We start from the raw sequence: 20,417 nt of genomic DNA, 5'->3' as shown, positions 1-20,417 counted from the left end.
GAGAAGACCAGTGGAAACCCAGGCCAGCACCGGAATGACGCTTCGGGACCGCGCCCGCGAATTCGTCGAGCGCCCCTGGGTGACGAAAACCATTCTTGGCATCATCATCTTCAACGCCATTACGCTGGGCCTTGGCACCTCTGCCGCGGTGCGGGCGCATGCCGGGGGGCTGCTGGATGTGATCGACACCACGGTCCTGGCCATCTTTGTGCTGGAGCTGGCGCTTAAGCTGTTTGCCTACGGGCTGCGGTTTTTCTCCTCAGCCTGGAATATCTTCGACCTGGTTGTGGTCTCTTTCGGGCTGCTGCCGGACAGCCAGGGCCTGTCGGCCTTGCGCGGTCTGCGGGTGGTGCGCGCCCTGCGCCTGCTGTCGGTCATTCCGCAGATGCGTGCGGTTGTGCAGGCGCTGCTGGATGCGCTGCCCGGCATGGGCGCGGTGATTGTGATGATCTCCATCGTGTTCTACGTCTTCGGCGTGATGGCGACGATGATGTACGGCGCTGCATTTGACGAATGGTTCGGCACCCTGGGCCGGTCGCTGTATTCGCTGTTCCAGATCATGACACTGGAAAGCTGGTCGATGGGGATTGTGCGCCCGGTGATGGAGGAATTCCCCTTTGCCTGGTCGTTCTTTGTGCCCTTCATCGTGATCACCGCCTTTTCGGTGCTGAACCTGTTCATCGGTCTTCTGGTCAACACCATGCAGTCGGCGGTGGAGGCGGAAGCCGAGGCAGAATTCGAAAAGCTGCGGGATCTGGTGAGGTCCGAAACCGATGTGGTCGACGCGCATGTGCGGGAGCTGCATGAGGAGATCAAGGCGCTGCGGACGGAAATCGCGGAGCTGAAAGGGCAGGGCAATGGCTGACAGCTCGCAAAAATTCATTGCCCGCAACCGGGCGCCAAGGGTCCAGATAGAATATGACGTGGAGCTCTATGGCGCCGAGAAGAAGGTGCAGCTGCCCTTTGTGATGGGCGTGATGAGCGACCTGGCCGGGAAATCCAAGGTGGAGCAGCCCGCGGTGGCAGACCGCAAGTTCCTGGAAATCGACGTCGACAATTTCGATGAGCGGATGAAGGGGCTGGCGCCGCGCGCCGCCTTCACTGTGCCCAACACGCTGACCGGCGAGGGCAACCTGGCGGTCGATCTGACGTTTGAGAGCATGGCGGATTTCTCGCCCGGTGCGATTGCCGCCAAGGTGGATGCGCTGCGGCCCTTGCTGGAGGCCCGCACCCAGCTGCAGAATCTGATGGCCTATATGGACGGCAAGACCGGCGCCGAGATGCTGATCGAGACGATCCTGAACGATCCGTCGCTGCTGCAGGCGGTGTCGGCGCCAGTGGCGGACACAGACAGCGCTGCGGCTTTGGACAGCCTGCGCAAACTTGGGCTGCCGGAGGAAGAGGCGGACACCAGCGGCGACGTGCTGGCAGGCCTTGCCGCACAGGCACCGGAGAAGGCAGAGCCTGAAGAGCCCTCCGGCGGGGTTCTAGATGCGCTGCGGCAGGCGGCGCCGGAGGATCAGGCGGCAGAGGATGCTTCGGCTGGGGTGTTGGAGGGATTGCGCTCTGACGCGCCGGAGGAGGCTGAAACGGAAGACGCATCGGCAGATGTGCTGGCGGGGCTTGCGGCTGAAGCGCCGGAAGAGACCGAAGCTGAGGATGCCTCTGGCAGCGTTCTTGACGAACTGCGGGCTGTGGAGCCTGATGAATCGGAGATCGGGGACGGTTCGGCAGATGTGCTGGCTGGCCTGAGTGCTGCTGCGCTGCAGGAGGACGACCAGGGCGACGCGGCCGGAGAGGTGCTTGCGTCGCTGGCGGCGGCGGAGGTCCCGGACGCTGAGGAAGACGATCAGACGGGGTCTGTTCTGGAAGGTCTGGCCCAGGCGGATATTCTGGAGGAGACGGAAGACACTGCCTCTGCCGCGCTTGAGAGCCTTGCTGCGCTTGAGGTGGCCGAGGCGGAAGCGGAGGATCCTTCCGGCGTGCTGGATGCCCTTGCGGATATCGGAGTGGAAGAGCCGGAGGATACCGCCGCGGAGGCTGCGCTGGAGAGCCTGGCGGCTGTGGAGGTCGAGGAGCAGGCAGAGGAGGATCACAGCGGCGTTCTTGGCGGGCTTGCGGAGCAGGCGCCCGTAGAGACCGTGGAAGACGACGCTGCGGGCGCGGCCCTGGAGAGCCTCGCGGCGGCCGAAGTGCCGGAGGCTGAAGACACTGAGGAGGCGTCTTCGGTTCTGTATGAGCTGGCCTCAATCGACGTTCAGGAAGAAGACGAAGACGCTGCCGGGACGGCGCTGGAAAGCCTGGCCGCGGCTGAGATTGAGGCGCCGGAAGCTGAAGATCACGCGGACATTTTGGAAGGGCTGGCAGATCTGGAGCCTGAAGAGGCCGAAGCGGATGATGCTGCGGAGGCGGCTTTGGGCAGTCTTGAGCCTGTGGCGGAAGCTGTGGAGGATGACGAGGATATCTCCGGCGTTCTGAGTAACCTCGCGGATGTTGAGCCAGAGGCAGACGAGGAGGGCGCGAAGGCCGCTGCAGCGCTGGACAGCCTGGCGGATGCAGAGCTTTCGGAGGCTGAGGAAGACGACGGCCTGGACGATGTGCTTGGCGGTCTGCTGGAAGATACGCCTGCAGAAGAAGACGCCGGAAGCGAGGCCGAAGACGCGCTGGAGAGCCTTGTCTCTGTTGACGTGGAGGAAGCGGACGATGACGGGTCCGATGACGTTCTGGAAGGACTGCTGGAGGGCGGTCTGAATGAGGCAGAGGGTACGGACGAGGATCTGAACGCGGTTCTGGAGGGCCTTGAAGCACCGGAGGCGGCGGATGCCGGGGAGACTTCCGGCGATGTGCTGGCCGGGCTTACCGATGGCCTGACGGAGGAAACTGAGGAAGAGGACAGCGTCCTGGGCTCGATCCTCGACGGGCTGGATGCGCCCGAGGAAGCGGATGATAGCGATGACCTGAGTGCCGCGCTGGACACGCTGGACGCGCCTGCGGAGGAAGACGCTGATGACAGCGGGCTGGATGATCTGCTTGGCGACCTCGGCGACCTTGGCGGTGACAGCGTCGAAGAGGCGGCGGCGGAGGATGACGCCGATGTGCCCGAGGTTCTGACCGCGGAAGAGGAAAGCCTGGACGACGCGGAGGGCGGCGGACTGGATTTGGATCTGGACGCCTTGCTCGACAGCGGAGACGAGGCTGAGGCCACCGCCGGGGAGGATGACCTCGACAGCTTGCTCGGCGATCTGACCGAGGAGGCGGACGCCTCGGATGATGATGATCTGGATGCGCTTCTGAGCGGCGCGGAGGAGGAAGCGGGCGCCGGGGACAGCGGTCTGGATGATTTGCTTGGTGATCTGGAAGCCGGCGAAGATGCCGAAGCTGACGCAGCTGAGGCCGATAGTTCCGCTGCGCTGCCGCCAAACGATGAGGACACAGAAGACGCCGGCGGCTTGGAAAATCTAGATGACTTGCTGGGCGATCTGGAGGAGCCCGGAGATGAGGCTTCGGAGGAGTTAGCGGACAGCGGTTTGGATGATCTGCTTGGCGATCTGGATAGCGGGGAAGAAACCGGACCTGAAGCGGCCGGCGATGATGACCTGGACTCGCTGCTTGGGGAACTCGACGCGGAGGATGCCGGGGAGGCTGAAGACCTCAGCCTGGACGATCTTTTGGGCGATCTGGGCGGCGGTGAGGAGGATGATGGCGATCTCGACGATTTGCTGGCCGGGCTCGGAGAGGAGGCCGAAGCTGAGGACGCGGCTGACGCGGAAAGCGGCGAGGAAGACTTGGACGCGCTGCTGGATGGCCTGGGGGATGCGGACGCCGATCTGGACAGCCTGATGGGCGATGATGGCGACATGGATCTCGACGACCTGCTGGGGGATCTGGGCGGTGATGATGAGGCGGCGGAGGACGCCGGCGGCGACGATCTGGATGCGCTGCTGGGGGATCTGGATGACGGCGGCGGCGCAGCGGAGGCTGCGGCTGCGGTGGAAGCTTCGGAAGAACCGGAGTTCGCCTATGGCACTATGAGCGCGGACCGGCCCGAACCGCAGAAACTGGAGCGCAAGCGGTTCCGGCTGGCAGTGCTGGGGGATTTCTCAGGGAGAGCGGCCAAGGGGCAACTGGAGACCGGAGACGCGCTGGCGGCGCGCAAGGCGATCCTGCTGGACCCGGATACGGTTGAGGATGTGATCGAGCGCTTTGCCACCGAGCTGGTGCTGCCGATCGGCAAGGAGGGCGCCGGGATTGCCGTGAAGCTGGAGGATCTGGACGGGCTGCATCCGGATGAGCTTTACGAGAACGTCGAACTGTTCACGGAGCTGGCGGGTCTGCGCAAGCAGCTGCAGAGCGGCGCGACGGCGGATCACGCGGCCAAGACGCTGAGGGCCTGGGCAGAGAAATACGGCACCCGGGCGCGGGCGCCCAAGCGGACCTCGGCCGGTAATGCGGTGCCTGCGGACAAGCGGCTCAGCGCCTTTCAGCAGCTGATCAAGGACACCGGTATCACACCGCGCCCGGCGACACCGGTGGAGGAGCTGCTGGCGCGGGTTGTGGGTCCGCATATCCGGGCGCTGCCGGATCCGGACGTGGCGGCGATGCAGAAGGCGGTGGATGAGGCGCTGTCGGATGCGATGCGGCTGGTGCTGCATCATCCGGAGTTCCAGTCGGTGGAGGCGCAGTGGCGCTCGCTGGATCTGATGGCGCGTTCGATCGAGGCGGACGATACGCTGGATGTGATGCTCTATGACATCTCGGCAGAGGAGCTGGCGGCGGATCTGGCCGCCGAAGAGGATCTGTCGAAGACCGGCTTTGTGCGCCTGCTGACCGAGGAGCCGCTGGACGAGGAGAACGGCCGCGGCGGTTATTCGGCGCTGATCGGCATGTATCAGTTCGAGGAAACCCCGCCGCATGCGGAACTGCTGGGCCGCATCGCGCGGGTGGCGGCGCATGTGGATGCACCGTTCTTTGGGTCGATCTCACCCGAGTTTCTAAAGACGCCCAAGGCGGAGCGGCCCAAGGTGGTGGCGGAGGCCTGGGACACGCTGCAGGGCATGGCGGAGGCCGGGCATCTGGGACTGGTCAGCCCGCGGTTCCTGCTGCGCCGTCCCTATGGCGAGAAAACCGAGCCCTGTTACGAATTTGATTTCGAGGAGTTCACCGAAACGGAAGGCCTGAAAGGCATGCTCTGGGCCAATCCGGTGGTGCTGGTGGCGATCCTTCTGGCGCGGTCGTTCAAGGAGAACGGCCCGTCGCTGCAGCTGGGCAGGATTATGTCTTTGGGGGGGATGCCCTATCATTACGTGAACGACAGGTTCGGCGACCAGGTGGCGCTGCCCTGCACGGAGCGCAATGTCGACCTCGGCAAGATCGCGCTGGCGCAAGAGCGCGGCTTTATGGCGGTGAGCGCGGTCAAGGGGCGGGATGAGGTGCGGCTGACCTCTTTCAATTCCTTGAAAGGCAGCGAGATCCTGGGGCCCTGGACCGGGTTGCCGGCGCCAGAGCCCTCGCCGCCGGATCCGCGCGGCCTGCCGAAACCGGCGTCCCCTGCGGGCGGCGGGGATGAAGACGATCTGGATCTGGGCGGTGATGACGGGGACGATTCAGGCCTGGACGATCTGAACCTGGACGATCTGGATCTCGGAGGAGACGGCGAGGACGACCTGGACCTGGGGGAATTGGACTTCGACGCCGATGACGGGGGGCTCGATGATCTTCTGGCGTCGTTCGGGGATGACGACGACGAGGATGACGATGACGGCGACGAGGAAATGGATGCTGAACTCGCCGCGCTTTTGGATGATTTGTGATGCGAATGTTTGAGAACACTGCCGGTGATTTCCGGCCCGGTTCCCTTCGCGGAAAGGAGGAACCATGGTTGTAAGCAAGGGCCATGAAAACGACCTCGCCTGGATGTCGGGGAGCTACAGCACCGATGGGCTGATGCTGAGCCGCGCAATTGTGCGCGAGGGCTTGAGCAAGCTGACCGAAACCACCATCGAATTTGCCGCCACCAAGGCCCAGCCCAAGCTGGAGGACCTGGTCGGCAAGACGATGAACGTGCATGTGATGCGCAACCCGGACACGGAGCAGCAGTTCTCAGGCCTGTGCATTTCAGTCGAATACCTGGGGTTCCGCAACGGCTATGAGATGTATGTCGCGGAGGTGCGCCCCTGGTTCTGGCTGCTGACGCGGACCAGCGATCTGCGGGTGTTTCAGGAAAAGTCCACGGTCGAGATCATCAAGCAGCTGTTCAGCGAATACGGCTTCAGCGATTACACTGACAAGCTGAGCGACAGCTATGAGGCGCGCGAGTATTGTTTGCAGTACCGCGAAAGCGATTATGCCTTCCTGTGCCGGCTGATGGAGGAGGAGGGGATCTATTTCTACTTCGACAGCACAACCAGCCCCGGCAGCCCCGAAAAGCTGGTGCTGTGTGACGGCGTCAGCGGGCACTCCCCGGTCATGGGGGGTGCAGAGATCGAATTCCACGCCCGCGACGACCGGGACCGGCGGCGCGAAGAGCATATTTCCGAATGGGCCAAGGAGGAAATCCTGACCCGCGGCAAGGTCACCCTGAACGATTTCGACTTTCTGACCCCGTCAGCGGACCTCAAGGCCGCCTCGGCGATTGCCAAGGGCAAGCATTCCCACAAGGATCACGAGGTTTACGACTATCAGGGGCATTACCGCAAGAATTCCGGCCTGGGCAACAAGCTGACGCGGGTTCAGATGGAGGCGCAGGCGATCAGGCACAAGCGCTGGCGCGGCGCCTCCAGCGTGGCGACCCTGGGCACCGGCTACACCTTCACCCTGAAGGATCACCCGGTGAATGAGAACAACAAGGAGTATCTGGTCACCGACGCCGAGCATCACATCAAGCTGGCCTGGGATTACGGCGAGCGCGAGAGCCGCACCACCAAGGTCGCCACCTCGGGCGAGATGCGCCATGACGTGAAGGCCCGCAACATGGACTACCCCAAGGAGATGGAGCACGACGTCTACGCGGCCACCTTCGGGGCGATCCTGAAGTCCGATCAGTTCCGGGCACCGCTGGTCACCCCTTGGCCGGAGGTGCAGGGTCTGCAGACCGCCACCGTGGTCGGCAAGAGCGGCGAGGAGATCTGGACTGATGAGCACGGCCGGATCAAGATCCAGTTCCACTGGGACCGCGAAGGCGAGAGTAACGAGACCTCCTCCTGCTTTGTGCGGGTGATGACGCCCTGGTCGGGCAAGAACTGGGGCATGGTGGCGATCCCGCGGATGGGCCAGGAGGTGGTGATCCAGTTCGAGGACGGCAACCCGGACCGGCCGATCTGCACCGGCATGCTTTACAATGCCGAAACGATGCCGCCCTATACCTATCCGGACGATCAGACCCAGCTGGGGATCAAGACCAACTCCTCCAAGGGGGGCGGCGGCTATAACGAGCTGATGTTCGACGACAAGAAAGACAGCGAATTGATGCGGGTGCAGGCGCAGAAGGATCACCAGATGCTGGTCAAGGACCGCTCGACGGTGACAGTCGGCCTGGATGCGCCCGACCCGGAGGTCACCTCTGCCGATGAAAAGAGCTATGTGTTCACGGTCCAGCAGCACATGACGGAAACCGTGCATCAGGGCGACCGCACTGAGGTGGTGGAGACCGGGGACAAGTCGGAAAACATCCAGACCGGCAACATGACGCTTGATGTGGATACCGGCAACCTGACCGAAACCATTGCGCAGGGCGACCACACGGAGACCGTGTCGCTGGGCAACCTGACCGTCGATGTGACCGCGGGCAAGATCGCGATGAGCGCGGGCCAGGAGATCAAGCTGACCGTGGGCGCCTCGGAGGTGAAGATCGACAATTCCGGTGTGACCATCAAGGGGCCGATGATCAAGATCGAAGGCACCGGCATGGTCGAGGCAAAGGCACCGATGACCACCGTGAAAGGCGAGGCCATGCTGACCCTGAAGGGCGGCCTCACGATGATCAACTAGGTGGTGCAGATGCCGGGAAGATTTGAAAAGCTGGTCAAAATGCCCGCCGATCCGGTGGCCAAGCTGCTGTCGCGGGCCAATGTGATCCTGAAGACGCCGCTGGAGGCGCCGCCGACGGCGCAGGCCGGGGCGGTGCTGGAGGAACTGGACCGCAAGGGCGCGCTGGTCGATCTCTTGCGGGTGCTGGCGGTGCTGCTGCCCCCGCGGGAACGGGTGTGGTGGGCCTGCCTGGCCGCGCGCGACTATATCGGGCCGCGGTCGGACAAGGACCCGGCTTCGCTGACCGCGTCCGAGGCCTGGGTGTTCGAGCCCAGCGAGGAAAACCGCGACAAGGCGCGGATCACTCTGGATCATGCCTATGTCGATGATGACACGGTGAATTGCGCGCTGGCGGTGCTCTATGCCGCCGGAACGCTGGGACCCGGAGAATTGAATCAATATCCTGCCCCTGCAGGCGCCTCGGAGGCGGCGGCCTTTGCCATGAATATGGTGGCCTTGGGTCAATTGTCTGATAAGTTTGAAGAACACGGCGGCGTTCTGGTGGAGCGCGCGCTGGATATCGCGCGCGGGGGCAAGGGGCAGGTGATCGAAGTTCCCCAGCACGCGGCGCAGGGCTGACAGGGAGGATGTAACAGATGGGAATGCCACAGGCCCGGGTGACGGATCTGCATGCCTGCATGCTGCCCTCCACCCCGCCGCCGCCGGTCCTGCCGGTGCCGACGCCGATCCTGCCGCCTTGCGCGGTGACTGTGCTGGTTGCAAACCTGCCGGCCGCGCGCCTGGGTGACATGTGCACCGCGGCGCCGTCGCCGCACCCGATCATCAAGGGCTCCGCGACGGTGCTGATCAACAATATGCCGGCCGCGCGGATCCTGGACAACACCGCCTGCGGCGGCATGGTCGTCAAGGGTGAATTCACCGTGCTGGTGGGAGGTTAGGCCCAATCATGGGAGTGACGCTGAAGTTTCAAAGCTCGGGCGCGATGCCCGGCGATGCGGCCCCCGTTCCGATGCGCGGGCCGAGCCTGACAGTGGGGCGCGGCGCCAGCTGCGACCTGGTGCTGCCCGACCCGGACCAGATGCTGTCGCGCAACCACTGTGTGATCGAGGATCACAACGGCAATGTGGTGGTGGTGGACCTCAGCTCCAACGGCACCTTTCTGAACTATTCCAAGATCCCGCTGGGCCGGACGCCGACGCCGCTTAATAACGGCGACGTGCTGTGCATCGGCAACTATGAGCTGGTGGTGGAGATCCGCGACGATCTGATGGATGTGGGCGACCTGATCGCAGCGCCCGCGGCGCAGGCGCCCGTTTCGCCTGGCAATGCCGCCAACGCGCCCGACCCGCTGCAATTGCTGGAAGATGCCGGTCCGGGCGGCGATTTCCTGGACGATCTTTTGGGCGAGGGGCCGAAGGGGCCTGCGCAGCTGAACCCGGTCGACCCGATTGACGAGCTGCTGCCGCCGCTGGGTGAGGAGGAGGATCCGTTCTTCCAGAAGGCCAGTGACGGGCGCGAAGGGGAGGGGGCCAGCCTGGCCAACCACAACCCCACTGCCTCGGACGGGTTTGCCGCGTCAGCGGCGCAATCGAACATGATTCCGGACGATTGGGACGATGAGTTCCTGTCCGGCATCGGCGGGCCGGAGGAACCCGAGCCGAAACCCGAGCCGCCGCGCGAGGTGCCGCCGCCGCCGCAGGAAGTGCCGCCGTCGGGTCCGCCGCAGGAAGCCCCTCCGGGACCGCCCCAGGAAACACCGCCTGGGCCGCCGCAGGAGGCCCCGCCCTCTGCACCGCCCGAGATTCCGCCCTACCATGAGGCGGGTGCGCGACCGGCGCCGCCTGCCGGAACGCAGGACGCGCTTGAGGCCTTTATGAATGGCGCCGGCGCCGAGATCAGCATAGCCCCGGAGGATCATGCCAGCACCATGGCGCGCATGGGCCGGGTGATGCGGACGCTGGTCACGGGCTTGCGCGAAATCCTGATGACGCGGACCTCTATCAAGTCGGAATTCCGCATTGAGCAGACGATGATCTCGGCCGGCGGAAACAATCCGCTGAAGTTCTCGATCACGCCGGAGCAGGCGGTCGAGGCGATGGTGCGCCCGGCGACCAAGGGCTATCTCAGCCCCGAAACCGCCGCCGAAGAGGCGCTGAGGGACATCAAGGCGCATGAGGTGGCGATGGTCACCGGAATGGAGGCGGCGCTGAAAGGCGTGCTGAAGCGCCTCGACCCCAAGGCGCTGGAGGCGCAGATCGAGGACAAGGGCGGCTTTACCGGCCTCTTGCGCGGCAAGAAAGCGCGGTACTGGGACGTTTACGAGCAGCTTTATGCGGAGATTTCCGACCAGGCTGAGAATGATTTTCACGACCTGTTCAGCCGCGAATTTGCGCGGGCCTACAAGCAGCAGCTGGACAGGCTGAAGGACGGATAAGCGCCGCGCCGCCGGCGCGTGCCTGCAAGGAAGAGGAGATCCCGGTGTCCTGGGACAGCAAGGTACTTTGGACGGAGGGGCTGTTTCTGCAGCCGCATCACTTCCAGCAATCCGACCGTTACAACGAGGCGCTGGTGGCCGGGCTGGCGCGGCGGCTCAGCCCCTATGCCTGGGGCGTGAACGGGCTGGAAATTGACCACGAGGCGCTGAAGATCGGCCAGTTTGCGGTCAAGTCCTGCGAGGGGCTGACCCATGACGGCACGGTGTTCCGGGTGCCGATGGCGGATCCGCATCCGCCCGCGATGGAGGTGCCCTCCACGGTCAAGGACTGCATCGTCTACCTGACCGTGCCGCAGCGGCGCCAGGGCGCGGTGGAGGTCGATCTGAGCGGCGCCGAACGCTCAGCCAGCCGCCTGCGCCCGGACAAGCAGGAAGTGACCGATGTGACCTCGACCGAGCGCAAGCCGGTGGAGCTGGATGTGGGCAAGATGCGCCTGCAGTTCGCTCTGGAGGTGGATGATCTGGCCGACCTGCTGGCGATCCCGGTGGCGCGCATCATCGAGGTGCGCCCGGACAAGGAGATCGTGCTGGATCAGGCCTTTATCCCTTCCTGCCTGGATGTGCGCGCGGCGCCTGCGCTGAACGGTTTCCTGCGGGAGCTGGAGGGGCTGCTGGCGCACCGGATGGAGGCGCTGGCGGGCCGCCTGTCGGAGGCAGGCGGCGCCCGCGGGGTGGCGGATGTGTCGGATTTCATGCTGCTGACGGTGGTGAACCGGCTGCTGCCGCAGGTGCGCCATCTGCGCAACATCGAGAACCTGCACCCCGAACGCCTGTTCACCCTGTGCGCCGGGCTGGCGGGGGAGCTGTCGGTGTTCATGTCCACGGAAAAACAGGCGCCGGAGTTTCCGCCCTATACCCACGGCAACTTGGCCGAATGCTTTGCGCCAGTGATCCGGGTGCTGCGCCAGTACCTGAGCTCGGTGCTGGAACAGACTGCAATCCCGATCAAGCTGGAGGCGCGTAAATACGGTATCTCGGTGGGGGTGATTGCCGACCGCAAATTGCTGGGCAATGCCGGTTTTGTGCTGGCGGTCAGCGCCGATATCCCGGCCGAGGACGTGCGCAAGCATTTCTCAGGCCAGGCCAAGATCGGACCCGTCGAGGAAATCCGCCAGCTGGTGAACTCGGCGCTGCCGGGGATCACGCTCCGCCCCCTGCCGGTGGCGCCGCGGCAGATCCCCTATCATTCGGGTGTGGTCTACTTCGAGATGGATGCGGACAGCCCCTATTGGCGCAAGATGACCACGTCGGGCGGGATCGCGGTGCATGTGTCGGGACAGTATCCGGGGCTCAAGATGGAGCTTTGGGCAATCCGTAACGCATAAGGGAAGGCGCTGAGATGGCTGATTATGACGATCCCTTTGCCGAACCGGGGGATACCGACAAGACGGTGATCAAGCCGAACCCGGGGGGGCGGCGCACAGCCACCCCGATGCAGCAGCCGGATGCGTCGCCGCAGGCCCAGCCGGTGCCGGAACAGGCGGCAGATCCCGATCTGGATGCCTATGGTGTGCCGCAGGCAGCGGCGCCGAGGCCGCAGGCCGCTGCGGGCGGCCAGAAAGCGCCGAAGATGGCGCTGACAGGAATGAACCAGCTGACCGCCTGCGCCTCGACCCTGTTTGCGCTGATTTCCCGCATCCGCAACCGGGCCCAGCACATGGACCCGGACGCGCTGCGCAAAAGCGTGGTGGCAGAGGTGCGCGCGTTTGAAAACCGCGCCCTGCAGGCGGGTATCGCCGCGCAGACCGTGAAGATCGCCCGCTATGCCCTGTGCGCGACACTGGACGACGTGGTGCTGAACACGCCCTGGGGCGGGCAGTCCTCCTGGGGGCTGCAGTCGATGGTCGCGACATTCCACCGCGAGGTGGTGGGCGGCGACCGGTTTTATGACCTGCTGGCGCGGCTGGAGAAGGAGCCGGGCGCCAATATCGACATGCTTGAGTTCCTGTACATGTGCCTGTCGCTGGGGTTCGAGGGCCGTCTGCGGGTAGAGCAGGGCGGGTCCGAGAAACACCTGCAGATCCGCGGCGCGCTGGCCCGGATCATCCGCAATCAGCGCGGGCCTGTTGAGCGCGATCTGTCGCCGCATTGGGAAGGGGTGGTCAAACCCTTCAAGGCGCTGTCGGTGTGGCGGCTGGTGTGGATCACGCTGGCGGCCACTGCTGCGGTGCTGGCGCTGCAGTTCATCGGCCTTAGCTGGTTGCTGTCGAACAAGACGGAAAATGTGGTGGGGCAGCTGTCCATCGTCGACTCCGGCCCCAAGGTGGAACTGGAACGGCGCGCGCCGCCGCCGCCGCCGCCGCCGCTGGCACCGACCACGGAGGAGCAGGTCGCCAAGGTCGCGGGCTTCCTGGAGCCGGAGATCAAGGAAGGCATCGTGCAGGTCTTCCAGAAAGGCAACACGCTGATTATCCGGCTGGCTGGGTCGGGCATGTTCGGCTCCGGCTCTGACCAGCTGAGCAAGGCCTTCCGCAACCCGGTGAACCGGGTGGCTGAGGCGCTGAATGATGAAAAGGGCAGGATTATCGTGGCAGGGCATTCCGACAACGTGCCGATCCGCTCGTCGCGCTTCCCGTCCAACATGGCGCTGTCGCTGGCGCGCGCGAAATCGGTGATGGCGGGCATGGCCAAGGTGATGACCAATCCGGACCGGCTGTCGGCCGAGGGCCGCGCCGATAAAGAACCGATTGCAGACAACGGCACCCGCGCCGGGCGGGCCAAGAACCGCAGGATCGAAATCCTGCTGGTTCAGGAGGTTGAAGGATGATCCGCCGCTATATCTTCCCCCTGTTCCGGTCGATCTACACCATCCTGCTGATCCTGGCATTGGTGCTGTCGGCCTGCGTGTGGTTCTTTGCACCGTTTATCGGCAGCGCCGACTGGCGCCCGTTTGACAGTGTGATGTCACGGCTGATCACCATCGGGGTGATCTTCCTGCTGTATTTTCTCACCATCGGCCTCATCTTCTGGCGGCGGCGCCGCAAGGACAAGGAGATGACCGAGGAGATGGCCGAGGCGGCCGACACCTCGGAAGATGATGTCTTGTCCGAGGAAATCGGCGAGCTGCGCGGCAAGTTCAAGGACGCGATCAAGGAGCTGCGCAAGTCCAAGGGCGGGCGGCGCCATCTGAACGATCTGCCCTGGTACATCATGATCGGCCCGCCGGGCGCAGGCAAGACGACCGCAATTGTGAATTCCGGCCTGCAGTTCCCGCTGGCCGAGAAACTGGGCAAGGCCGCGATTGGCGGCGTTGGCGGCACCCGCAACTGCGACTGGTGGTTCACCAATGACGCGGTGCTGATCGACACCGCCGGGCGCTATACCACCCAGGAAAGCGATGCGGATGCGGACAATGCCGCCTGGCTGGGCTTCCTGGGGTTGCTCAAGAGATACCGCAAGCGGCAGCCGATCAATGGCGCCATCGTCGCGATTTCGCTGTCGGACCTGTCGTTGCAGGATGAAATCACCCAGAAAAGCCATGCCGCCGCGGTGCGCCACCGACTGGCTGAGCTGCGCGAGAAGCTGGGCGTGCGCTTTCCGGTCTATGTGCTGTTCACCAAGGCGGACCTGATCGCCGGGTTCCAGGAATTCCATGACTCGCTTGGCAAGGAGGACCGCGAACAGGTCTGGGGCTTCACCCTGCCGCTGCCCAAGGGCAAGAAGGAAGAGCCGCCGATTGCCGCGTTTGACGAGGAGTTCGGCCTGCTGCTGGGGCAGATCAATGCGCAGCTCTTGGAGAAGATGCAGACCGAGACCGACCATCAGCGCCGGGCGCTGATTGCCGGCTTCCCGGCGCAGGTGGCGTCGATGCGCGGCGTTGCCCGCGACTTCCTGATGGAGGTGTTCCAGGACAACCGCTATGCGCAGCGGCAGATGCTGCGCGGGGTCTATTTCACTTCCGGCACCCAGGAAGGCACCCCGATTGACCGGCTGATGCTGGGCATGGCGCAAACGTTCGGCATCGGGCGGCAGGCGATTGGCTCAGGGCAGGGGACCGGGCGCTCGTTCTTCCTGACCCGGCTGTTCGAAGGCGTGATGTTCCCCGAGGCGGGCCTGGTGTCAGCGGATGACAAGGTGGAGCGCCGCTACCGCTGGACGCGGCGGATTGCGATTGCGGCGACCGTGCTGGTGGCCATTGCGATGGGCACGCTGTGGGTGCGGTCCTATCTCAAGAACACCGATCTGATTGCCCAGGCCGAGGGCCAGGTGTCGGCCTACCAGGCCGCGGCGGCCCAGCTGCCGCCCAGCCCGGTGGGCGATACCGATCTGGTGCCGGTGGTGGCGGCGCTGAACAACCTGCGCGACATGCCGGGCAATCCGGTGCTGTCGGATCCGGACCCTGAGCGCGCGATGACCTATGGGCTGTATCAGGGCGAGGTGATCGGCACCCAGGCTGCTCAGACCTACCGCGCGGCGCTGAACCAGCGCCTGTTGCCGCGGTTGCTGGTGCGGCTGGAGCAGCAGATCGAGGGCAACATCAACAACCCCGACACGCTCTATGAGGCACTGAAGATCTACCTGATGCTGGGCCTGCAGGGGCCGATGAACCCGGATCTGGTTAAGGAGTGGATGCGGCTGGATTGGGAAAACATCGCCTATCCCGGCATCGCCCGCACCCAGCTGCGTTCCGACCTGATGGATCATTTGACGGCGCTGCTGTCGCAGCCGATGGAGGAGATCGCGCTGAACGGGCCGCTGGTTGCCCAGGCGCAGAACATCCTGTCGGAAATGCCGCTGGCGCAGCGCGTCTATAACGGCATCCTCAACTCGCAAAAGGCCACCAGCCTGCCGAAATGGCGGATCACCGATGTTGGCGGCCCGTCGGTCAAACGGGTGCTGGTGCGCAGCTCCGGCAAGCCGCTGAATGACGGGATCGAGGGCATATTTACCTATGACGGCTTTCACAACGTGTTCCTGCCGGAGGCGGTCAGCGTTGCCGAACGGGTCCACCGCGAGGCCTGGGTGCTGGGCGAACAGAGCGAGGCAGCCCAGAATGAGGCGGTTCTGCTGAAGCTCAGCCGCGATGTTCTGGACCTTTATTACAACGACTACATCAGCCGCTATGATCAGATCCTTGGCGATATCGACATCGTGCCGCTGGAATCGCTGTCACATGCAGTAGAAGTCACCAACGTGCTGTCCGGGCCGACCTCGCCCATCGTCAACATCCTGACGGAAGTCAGCAACGAAACCCGCCTGAATGAGGACAAATCGCTTCTGGATGCGGGCACTCTCGCCGCGGGCGCCCAGAACGTGGCGGCGATCGAGGCGCGCTCTAATCTGTCGATCCAGGGTCAGATCCTGCTGGAGGCGCTGGTCGGCTCTGCCGAAAATGCGCCTGGTCAGGCGGCCAAGCCGCCGGGGGCCTATGTGCAGGAGCGGTTCCAGTGGCTTTATGACCTGGTCAACCGGCCCGAAGGCCAGCCCTCGCAGCTGGATGACCTGATGGGACAGCTGCAGCTTGTCTATCAGGAGCTGAACAAAATGTCCTTCTCCGGCGTGGCGACAGGCGGGCAGACCGGCCAGGCGCTGTTGCAGTTTCAGCAGACTGCCAGCCGCATGGGCGGGCCGCTACCCCGCTGGGCGACACAGATTTCGGCGGGTTCCTCCGGAATCACCTCCGAAGGCACGCGGGCGTCGATCAACGCGCGCTGGCAGTCCACCGTTCTGCCGTTCTGCGAAAAGGCGCTGGCCAACCGGTATCCGTTCAACCGCTCGGCCCGGGCCGACGTGGCAATGGCGGATTTTGCCAAGCTGTTTGCGCCGGGCGGGCTGATCGACGGCTTCTTTAATGACCAACTCTTGAAATATGTCGACACCCGCAGCCGCCCCTGGACCTGGAAACGGGTGAATGACGTGGATCTGGGCATCAGCCAGGCGGTGCTGCAGCAGATGCAATACGCCTCCGAGATCAAGGAGGCGTTCTTTGCCGGCGGCGCGCAGCCCGCGGTGCAGTTCCAGATCACCGTCAACGCGCTGGATCCCAAGGCCAAGGAGGTTCTGCTGGAGATCGACGGCACCAAGGTCGCCTATAACCACCGCTCCGGCGCGCCGACGCCTGTGGCGGTGACCTGGCCGGGCCCGGTGGGGCTGGCGCGGATCACCCTGCTGCCGAAAAAGCGCGACGCCGAAAACGTGATGTCCCGGGACGGGCCGTGGGCCTGGTTCCGGCTGCTGGACGCGGCAGAGGTGCGCCGAACCAATGTCTCGGACCGGCGCCGGGTGAACTTCCGCGTGGGCGGCCGGCTGGCCCTGTTTGAGCTGCAGTCCGGGTCGGTCATCAATCCTTTTGCCCTGCCAGCGATGGCGAAATTCAGCTGCCCGAAGTCGATGTGATGGCGGGGTTCGGCGCCTTTGGTAAGATGCCGTCAGCCGGGGATTTCTTCCGGCTGAACACCCCTGGCGGGTTTGTGCGGGTGTGGGATGCCTGGCTGCAGCAGGTTATGCTGGACGGCAGGGCGGCTTATGGCGCGGGCTTTGACGCGCACTACATGACCGCGCCGATCTGGCGGTTCACCCTGCCTGCCGGCATGGCCGGCGCGGGCAAGGTCATGGGCGTCATGATGCCCTCGGTCGACCGCGTCGGGCGCCGGTTTCCGCTGACGCTTATGGCGGGATTGCCGGGGCAGGCGGCGGCGGGCCTGTACCATTTCGGCGAGGCCGCGTTATTTGAACGGCTGGAGGATGTGGCGCTGGATGCATTGGAGGACACGATGACCAAGGACCGGCTGGCGGAAACACTCGCAAACATTCCGGTGCCGGAGGCACGGGCTGCCGGCGCCGTGGACGCACAGGGTATGGCGGTGGTTCTGGCCGGTCCCGAGGGCACGGAGAGGCTGTCGGCCGTATCGGACGGCGCCCGTCTGGCGGGCTGCAGCCTGTGGACGGCGGTTCTGGACGGGGCGCCGCGGACGCTGGCGTGCAGCGGGCTGCCGCAAGGCCCCGCGGCGCTGGGACTGTTTGACCTTGCCGCGCCGGTCTGGGCGGGGGCCGGGGTTACATGATGAACCCGATGCGCAAATACCGCTACACCGCGCAAACCCATGTGGGGCTGAAGCGCAAAGTCAACGAAGATGCCGTTCTGGCGCTGCCGGAACATGACATCTGGCTGGTGGCTGATGGCATGGGCGGCCATGCCGCGGGGGATTTCGCCAGCCGCCTGATTGCCGATGCGGCGGCGACGATCCCGCAGGGACTGGACCCGGCGGCGCGGATGCATGCGCTGCGGGATGCGATCCAGACCGCGCACCAGGCAATCCGGGCCGAGGCCGTCTCACGCGGGGGCGGCACCATCGGGTCAACCGTGGCGGCGCTGATTATGGCCAACCAGCATTTCGTCGGCCTTTGGGCCGGGGACAGCCGCATTTACCGGCTGCGCAACGGCCGGATCGAGATGCTGACTGAGGATCACTCGGCGGTGGCGGAATACGTGCTGGCGGGCAAGATGACCTGGGACGAGGCCGACCAGCACCCGCAGTCCAATGCGATCACCCGCGCCGTCGGGGTCGGGGAGGACCTGGAGATCGACAAGGTCCGCGGCGACACGGAGCCGGGCGACCGTTTTCTGATCTGCTCTGACGGGCTGACGAAATACGCAACCTTCGCGATCCTCGCGGATGTGCTGGGCGGCACACCGCTGGAAACCGTTGGCGACCGGCTGATCCAGATCGCGCTGGACGGAGGCGGCGCCGACAACATCACCGCCATTGTGATTGATGTGACGTAGACAAGCCGCTTTCCAGCACGGAATCCGGTTCCCCGGTCAGGGTTTGGCGGTAACCAGAATGCGGCTGTCCAGCGAGCGGATGCGGCTGGAATCCGCCTCGTAACTGGCCTGAAGCGCTTCGGCAAACCCCACGGCGCTTTCCGAGGTCGGACGCATCCCGTCAAACAGCGGCTCTGACGAATGCAGCACCAGCACCTTGCTTTTGCCGAGAGTGCTGTCATCCACCTTAAAGGCGATGCCGCCGCCGGAAGAGGATTCCTCCAGGCTGTAGGCAACCCGCACCGGCACATCGCCTGCAGCACCGTCGCGCAGGCTGGCCACCGCATTGTCCGGCCGTGCGATATTGGGCAGCAGGTGGAACACATTGCCGGAGACATCCAGGACCGAAACGGTCAGGTAGCCGTCGGTCACATCCCCCGGCAGCACCACATCGATCACCGGGTTTTCCCCGACAAAGAACCGGCCCGAGGGGTTGGGCTCCACAGTTGAGCCGCCCACCGCAAATTCCACTTCGGCGCCGCCGGAGGGGGCTTTGGGCAGGTGCTGCTCCACCACACACAGCGAGTCGTTCAGCACCTCGACATCCAGCACCACCTGGCGCTCATGGGCCAGCGCGCGCAGCGCGTCGAACAGTTCCAGCCGGGTGGCGGTGCTGGCGACCCGGCCGCTGATCAGGATCGGATCGGTTGGCGCATAGCCGTCATAATGGCCGTTCCCGTCGCGCACCAGCGGGCCGCAATCGGCAAAGGCCTCCATCACCGCCTTGACCTCTGCCACCGGCAGCATCGGCAGTTCAAACCGGATCTCCGCCTTGCCTTCCAGCGCTCCGGGCAGGCCGTTGCGGAAGCGTTCGTTCAGCATTTCGGCAACATTTGTGTCGCTGGTCGCGCCCGTCAGGCGGGCCTTGTTGTTGCTGACCACCAGCCGCCATTCGCGCAGGCCCTCAAGCGGCTGCACCGTATCCAGCACATCAACGCCCCAGGTCTCGGCGATTTCGCCGGAGGCCAGGGTCAAGTCCGCGTCCTCCGCCAGCGCCAGAAGTGCGTCGCGGGTGGCTTCCGAAGGCACGTTGCCAACGATCTGCACCGGCCCGTCAGCCGGTTTTTCGGCGATCAGCGAATAGGGGCGGACAATCGGGTAAGACGGCCCCATGAAGCTGTCGAGCATGCCAGAAAAATAGGCCCCCGCACCGCCGCTGAGCAGCAACAGAACCGCCAGCGCTGCCCACAGGCCGCCGCGGCTTTTCTTCTCCGGGGTCTTCTCCGCTGCCGGTTCCAGCGGCGGAGGCGGTGCCGGCTGGCGGGTTTGCGGCACGATGATGGTGGCATCTTCGGCTGCGGGTCCGTCCAGCACATCCGCCAGGCTGCCGCCGTCGGGATTGTCGAGAAATGCCAGCACCTCGGCTGCAGTTTGGAACCGGTCATCCGGGTCCGGCGCGCACATCCGTTCGATCAACGACCTGAGCGGTTCCGGCACACCGCTGGTGTCCAGGGGCTTCTGCTTGTTCTCAACCACTTCCATCGGGTTGGCACCCAGCTTGGGCGCTTCGCCGCGGAAGTTGGCCAGCAGCAGCGCCCCCAGCGAATAGATGTCAGACCGGGCGTCCGTCTGGCCGCTCATCTGCTCCGGCGCGGCATAGGAATATTTGCCCGCAAATTCGTTGCCGACAATGGTCTGGGCCCCGGGATTGGTGTCCTTGGCAATGCCGAAGTCGATAATCACCGCCTCTGCCGGGTCGCCGCCCCGCAGGATGATATTGTCCGGGCTGAGGTCGCGGTGCACGATATTGCGGGCATGCGCCGCCTGCAGCCCTTCCGCCACGCGGCGGCAGATCACCAGCAGGTCTTCGGCCGCCATCGGTCCCTGTTTCAGGCGCTTGTCGAGGCCGGGGCCGTCGATGTAGTCCATTAGCAGATAGATATGCCCGTCCGGCGTGCGGTGGTTTTCCGAGTAGCGCACCACCGCGGCATGGCGGATTTCGCGGATATTCTCCTCGCGCGCCATCAGGACGGTAAAGTCCTCGTTGGCGGCAAGCTCCTGCTTCAGCACCTTCAGGGCCACCAGGTTGCCGGAGATTTCCGAGCGCGCCTTGTAAACGTCCGAGGTGCCGCCACGCCCCAGCAGGCCTTCGATCCTGTAGGTGTTGTTCAGCAGATCACCCGGCTGGAACAGGTCGCCAGGGCGCGATTCAAGCATGTGGTTCTCCCTGGC

At 64.7% G+C, this 20,417-nt stretch carries 12 protein-coding genes and 1 pseudogene; 12 read left to right on the top strand and 1 reads right to left on the bottom strand.

Features of this window, described 5'->3' with window-relative positions; translation table 11 throughout:
* Nucleotides 1–34: 34 nt before the first annotated feature.
* The 12 genes and pseudogenes from CAER_RS0102190 to CAER_RS0102135 all read left to right on the top strand — a co-directional run bounded on the left by CAER_RS0102190 (nt 35) and on the right by CAER_RS0102135 (nt 18,206).
* Nucleotides 35–865: an ion transporter gene (locus CAER_RS0102190; RefSeq protein ID WP_036796792.1), complete on the top strand. Its 831-nt coding sequence runs from the start codon at nt 35–37 to the stop codon at nt 863–865.
* Nucleotides 858–1,355 (top strand): annotated as a pseudogene (gene tssB, locus CAER_RS30450) (type VI secretion system contractile sheath small subunit); the annotation flags it as partial. The gene CAER_RS0102190 and the pseudogene tssB, both read left to right, overlap by 8 nt.
* A 2,484-nt stretch (nt 1,356–3,839) precedes the next feature.
* A complete protein-coding gene (locus CAER_RS30445; protein ID WP_322786329.1) occupies nt 3,840–5,810 on the top strand; it encodes a type VI secretion system contractile sheath domain-containing protein in 1,971 nt (656 codons plus the stop codon).
* 64 nt (nt 5,811–5,874) lie between these two features.
* Complete coding sequence (locus CAER_RS0102175) at nt 5,875–7,986, top strand: type VI secretion system Vgr family protein (protein WP_027233867.1); 2,112 nt, start codon at nt 5,875–5,877, stop codon at nt 7,984–7,986.
* Between the two features lie 9 nt (nt 7,987–7,995).
* Nucleotides 7,996–8,604 (top strand): DUF6931 family protein, encoded by a 609-nt coding sequence (locus CAER_RS0102170; RefSeq protein ID WP_027233866.1) that lies wholly within the window; start codon nt 7,996–7,998, stop codon nt 8,602–8,604.
* 17 nt (nt 8,605–8,621) lie between these two features.
* Complete coding sequence (locus tag CAER_RS0102165) at nt 8,622–8,924, top strand: PAAR domain-containing protein (RefSeq protein WP_027233865.1); 303 nt, start codon at nt 8,622–8,624, stop codon at nt 8,922–8,924.
* Between the two features lie 8 nt (nt 8,925–8,932).
* Complete coding sequence (gene tagH / locus CAER_RS0102160; RefSeq protein WP_027233864.1) at nt 8,933–10,420, top strand: type VI secretion system-associated FHA domain protein TagH; 1,488 nt, start codon at nt 8,933–8,935, stop codon at nt 10,418–10,420.
* 44 nt (nt 10,421–10,464) lie between these two features.
* Nucleotides 10,465–11,805 (top strand): type VI secretion system baseplate subunit TssK, encoded by a 1,341-nt coding sequence (gene tssK / locus CAER_RS0102155; protein ID WP_027233863.1) that lies wholly within the window; start codon nt 10,465–10,467, stop codon nt 11,803–11,805.
* Nucleotides 11,806–11,819: 14 nt separating this feature from the next.
* A complete protein-coding gene (tssL, locus tag CAER_RS0102150; RefSeq protein WP_027233862.1) occupies nt 11,820–13,247 on the top strand; it encodes a type VI secretion system protein TssL, long form in 1,428 nt (475 codons plus the stop codon).
* The gene (tssM, locus tag CAER_RS0102145) at nt 13,244–16,816 is read left to right on the top strand and encodes a type VI secretion system membrane subunit TssM (protein ID WP_027233861.1); all 3,573 of its coding nucleotides are present in this window, start codon (nt 13,244–13,246) and stop codon (nt 16,814–16,816) included. The genes tssL and tssM overlap by 4 nt, the downstream gene beginning before the upstream one ends.
* The gene (gene tagF / locus CAER_RS0102140) at nt 16,816–17,484 is read left to right on the top strand and encodes a type VI secretion system-associated protein TagF (protein WP_027233860.1); all 669 of its coding nucleotides are present in this window, start codon (nt 16,816–16,818) and stop codon (nt 17,482–17,484) included. Before tssM ends, tagF begins: the two co-directional genes overlap by 1 nt.
* Complete coding sequence (locus tag CAER_RS0102135; protein WP_051357648.1) at nt 17,484–18,206, top strand: PP2C family protein-serine/threonine phosphatase; 723 nt, start codon at nt 17,484–17,486, stop codon at nt 18,204–18,206. Before tagF ends, CAER_RS0102135 begins: the two co-directional genes overlap by 1 nt.
* A 36-nt stretch (nt 18,207–18,242) precedes the next feature.
* Here the strand turns inward: CAER_RS0102135 and CAER_RS0102130 are convergent, their stop codons facing one another.
* A complete protein-coding gene (locus CAER_RS0102130) occupies nt 18,243–20,402 on the bottom strand; it encodes a serine/threonine protein kinase (RefSeq protein WP_027233858.1) in 2,160 nt (719 codons plus the stop codon).
* Nucleotides 20,403–20,417 lie beyond the last annotated feature (15 nt).

Source organism: Leisingera caerulea DSM 24564 (genome assembly GCF_000473325.1).
GTDB lineage: Bacteria > Pseudomonadota > Alphaproteobacteria > Rhodobacterales > Rhodobacteraceae > Leisingera > Leisingera caerulea.
The sequence above is the reverse complement of the archived record's forward strand: the minus strand, read 5'-3'. Positions and strand labels throughout refer to the sequence as shown.